Genomic DNA, 4,113 nt, shown 5'->3' with positions numbered 1-4,113 from the left:
CGGCGACCTCGACGGCGACGGCGCCCTCGAGTTCGTCCTCAAATGGCAGCCCACCAACGCCAAGGACAACTCCCAGTCCGGCTACACCGGCAACACGATCGTCGACGGCATCCGGCTCGACGGAACCCGGCTGTGGCGCATCGACCTGGGCCGCAACATCCGCTCCGGCGCCCACTACACCCAGTTCCAGGTGTACGACTACGACGGCGACGGCAGGGCCGAGGTCGCCATGAAGACCGCCGACGGCACCCGGGACGGCACCGGCGCCGTCATCGGCAGCTCCTCCGCCGACCACCGCAACTCCAGCGGCTACATCCTGTCCGGCCCCGAGTACCTGACCATGTTCAACGGGCAGACGGGCAGGGCCATGGGCACCGTCGACTACGTCCCGGCCCGCGGCACCGTCTCCTCCTGGGGCGACTCCTACGGCAACCGCGTCGACCGCTTCCTCGCCGGCACCGCCTACCTCGACGGCGCCCGGCCCTCCCTGATCATGGCCCGCGGCTACTACACCCGTTCCGTCGTCGCCGCCTGGGACTGGCGGAACGGCGCCTTCACCCGGCGCTGGACCTTCGACACCAACTCCTCCACCAACAGCGGCAAGGGCTACGACGGCCAGGGCTCCCACAGCCTGTCCGTCGGCGACGTCGACAACGACGGCAAGGACGAGATCGTCTACGGAGCGATGGCCGTCGACGACAACGGAAACGGCCTGTGGACCACGAAGACCGGCCACGGCGACGCCCAGCACCTCGGCGACCTCGACGCGTCGACCGCCGGCCTGGAGTACTACAAGGTCTCCGAGTCGACCTCCCAGCCCGCGGCCCTCTATATCAACCCGGCCAACGGATCGGTCCGCTGGAAGCTCTCCGCCTGCTGCGACAACGGGCGCGGAGTCGCCGGCGACATCTGGTCGGGCAACTCCGGCCCCGAGATGTGGTCCTCCTCCGACGGCAGCGTCCGCGACGAGGGCGGCGGCACCAAGGGCCGCAAACCGTCCTCCGCCAACTTCCTGTCCTGGTGGGACGGCGACCCGGTGCGCGAACTCCTGGACGGCACCCGCATCGACAAGTACGGCACCTCCTCCGACACCCGCCTGCTGACCGGATCCGGGGTCGCCTCCAACAACGGCACCAAGGCCACACCCGTGCTGTCCGGCGACATCCTCGGCGACTGGCGCGAGGAGGTCGTCTGGCGCACCGGCGACAACACCGCGCTGCGCGTCTATTCCACCCCGCACGACACCAACATCAAGATCACGACACTGCTCCACGACACCCTGTACCGCACCTCGCTGGCCTGGCAGAACACCGCCTACAACCAGCCGCCGCACACCGGCTTCTTCCTCGGCGACGGCATGCCGACCCCGCCGCGTCCGGCGGTCTACACGCCCTGAGCGCACGGACCCCGAACAGAACTGCGGGGCACGTACGGCCGGACCGGCCGTACGTGCCCCGCGGGCTCACCGCTCCTCAACCGGTCACGCCACCGTGCAGGCCCGCCCGTCGAGGGCGAAGGCCGACGGTTCCGTGTTCGTCGCCGAACGGCTCGCCGTGAAGCCGAACCCGACCGACGAGCCCGCCGCGACGGTGCCGTTCCAGTCGGCGTTGCGTACCGTCACCGCCGGGCCCGACTGTGCGTGAACCCCGTTCCAGAGCTGCGACACCCGCTGCCCGTCCGTGAACGACCAGGTCAGCGACCAGCCTTTCCAGGCGTCCGGCCCGGTGTTGGTCACCTGGACCTGGGCCTGGAAACCGTCGGACCACTGGTTGGTGATCTCATAGGTCACCTTGCAGGCCCCCGTCGGCTCAGGATCCGGGTCGGGGTCGGTACCTCCGCCACCGTCGTCCCCGCCCCCGGTGTCCGAGGTGTCGCCGTAGACGATCCCGCGGCCGTTGGTCGCCACGTACACCCTGCCGTACACCCGGGGGTCACCGGTGATCGCGGCACCGGTCCAACCCCACTGGTGGGCGTCGTCGTTGATCCGGGTCCAGCTCCGCCCCTGGTCCGTCGAGCGGAAGATGCCGCGTACGCCGTCGATCTTCGCGCTGGTGAAGACGGTCTGGTACGAGGCGCCGGGGGCCGCCTTGCCGAAGCCGACGGTGTCCGCCTCGTCGACGCCCTGCAGCTCGGTGAAGCTCTGTCCGCCATCGGTGGAGTGCCACAGCCCGTACGTCCCGCCGCTCTCCCCGCCGGCCAGCCAGATGTCGCCCTTGGCGCCCGGCAGCGCCTTGAACCGCACACTGTCACCGCTCGGCAGACCGGTCGCGGGGGAGGCCGTGAAGGTGGCGCCGCCGTCCGTACTGACGTAGAACTTTCCGGACCTGAAGCCGTAGAACGTCTTCGGGTCCACCCGGTCGGACTCGACGACCGCCCCCTCGGGGATGCCGCTCGACGCCGACCACGAGGTGCCGAAGCCGGTCGTGTGGTGCACCCCGGCGCCCCGCGGGCTCCACACGAAACGGCTGCCGTCGGCACCCGCGGCGACCGTGCCGCCGCCGCTGACCCCCGAAGGGTCCGTGCCCGCGAACCAGTGGGCGCCGTTGTCGGTCGAGAACGCGATGTGCGGGCCGGAATCCAGGTCGCCCGCCCGGACCACCGTGTTCGGGTGGGACTCGGCGAAGTCCAGACTCGTGGTGGCGGTGAAGTTCGGCTGGGTGAACATCATCGACGGAACCTTCGTCAGGTCCGTGTGCCGGAAGCCGCCGATGTCCAGAAGCCCGCTGAGCAGCGGGGCGCCCGACGAGGGAGAGACGAGGTCGTTGACCGCCGTCTCCTCCAGGCCGCGCACCATCGGCGTGATGGTGAACGTGGTGTCGCGGTCCCAGTTCGTCAGGTTCTCCGTGCCGTAGACGGTCGCGCCCGTCCCGTACATCATGCGGTCCGGGTCGAACGGGTCGATCTCCAACGCCTCGGTCATCCACCCCAGTTTGGGCGTCTGCTCGGGTGGCGACGGGTTGGCGCCCCAGGTCAGCCACGGCACGGACGAGACGTCCATGGTGTAGCGGTTGGCCCGGTTCGGGTACGAGGAGTAGTCCCACGCCCGCGTCCACGTCGCCCCGCTGTCCGTGGAGCGGAAGATCTGGGTGTCCGGCCACCAGGAGCTGTACGCCGTCGCCATGAGCGTGCCCGGGTTCTGCCGGTCCACGGTCAGTCCGCTGAATCCGTAGTAGGTGTCGGCCTCGGCGACCGGGCTGATGTCGGTCCAGGTGCCGGTCGCGGTCGTGTACCGCCACAGCCGGCCCTTGCCGCCGTCGTACGGCCCGCCCTTGTCGCTGTACGCGAGGTACAGGTGACCGTTCTCGGTGTCCAGGACGCCCTTGTGCGCCAGCTGCCCGGTCGGCTGCCCGGCCACCCGCTGCCAGGTGGCACCCGCGTCCGTCGACCGGTACACCGCGTTCTCCGTGTCGGCGACGCCCACGTAGATCGTCCGGGTCGCGCTGCCGGGCGTGCCCGTCGACTCGTCGAAAGTGACCCAGACGATGCCTTGGTTGTCACTGGCGTACCCGGAGGTGTCACTCGGATCCTGCACGTAGGTGCCCGGGTTCGGGAAGGCCGTCACCTTCGACCAGCTCGCGCCCGAGTCAGTCGAGCGCCACAGGCCCTTCCCGCTGGGCGCCCCCAGGTACAGCACGCTGTTGCGGTGCGGGTCGACGGCCAGGCGTTCGCCCATGCCCCGCCCCGGCATGTTGCCGCCCAGCTTGAACGGCAGGTCGGCCTTCCGCCAGCTGGCGCCCCGGTCCGCGGAACGCAGCACCGCGCCGTTGTTCGGGTCCCAGTCGTTGGTGTACGTGCCGGCCGCCGCGTACACCCGGTCCGGGTCGACCGGGTCGGAGGCGAGGCTCACCACGCCGGTGTGCCCCCAGTCGTCCCAGCCGACCGAGTCCAGCAGCGGCGTCCAGCTCTTCGTCTGCTCCTGCCACCGGTAGGCGCCGCCGATGTCCGTGCGGGCGTACGCCAGGTTCCGCTCGCTGCGGTTGAAGACGATGCCGGGGACGAAGCCGCCGCCGTCGATCCGGGCGTTCTTCCAGGTGTACGTGTCGGCGGCGAGCGCGGACCGGGCCGGCGCGTCGGCCGCGGCGGCGGGCCGGTCGGGGGGAGCGGCGGCGAGGG

At 70.6% G+C, this 4,113-nt stretch carries 2 protein-coding genes; one reads left to right on the top strand and one right to left on the bottom strand.

From position 1 onward, the window contains the following. On the top strand, positions 1 to 1,396 hold a 1,396-nt coding region (locus AOK11_RS12815), incomplete at its 5' end, for a rhamnogalacturonan lyase (RefSeq protein ID WP_055593813.1). An 84-nt stretch (positions 1,397 to 1,480) separates the two neighbouring features. Here AOK11_RS12815 and AOK11_RS12810 read toward each other — a convergent pair. After that, positions 1,481 to 4,113 (bottom strand): cellulose binding domain-containing protein (locus tag AOK11_RS12810; protein ID WP_055593812.1); only part of this gene is annotated, 2,633 nt, incomplete at its 5' end.

It is taken from the genome of Streptomyces hirsutus (assembly GCF_001418415.1).
GTDB classification, from domain to species: domain Bacteria; phylum Actinomycetota; class Actinomycetes; order Streptomycetales; family Streptomycetaceae; genus Streptomyces; species Streptomyces hirsutus.
This window is presented reverse-complemented; position numbering and strand designations above follow the sequence as displayed.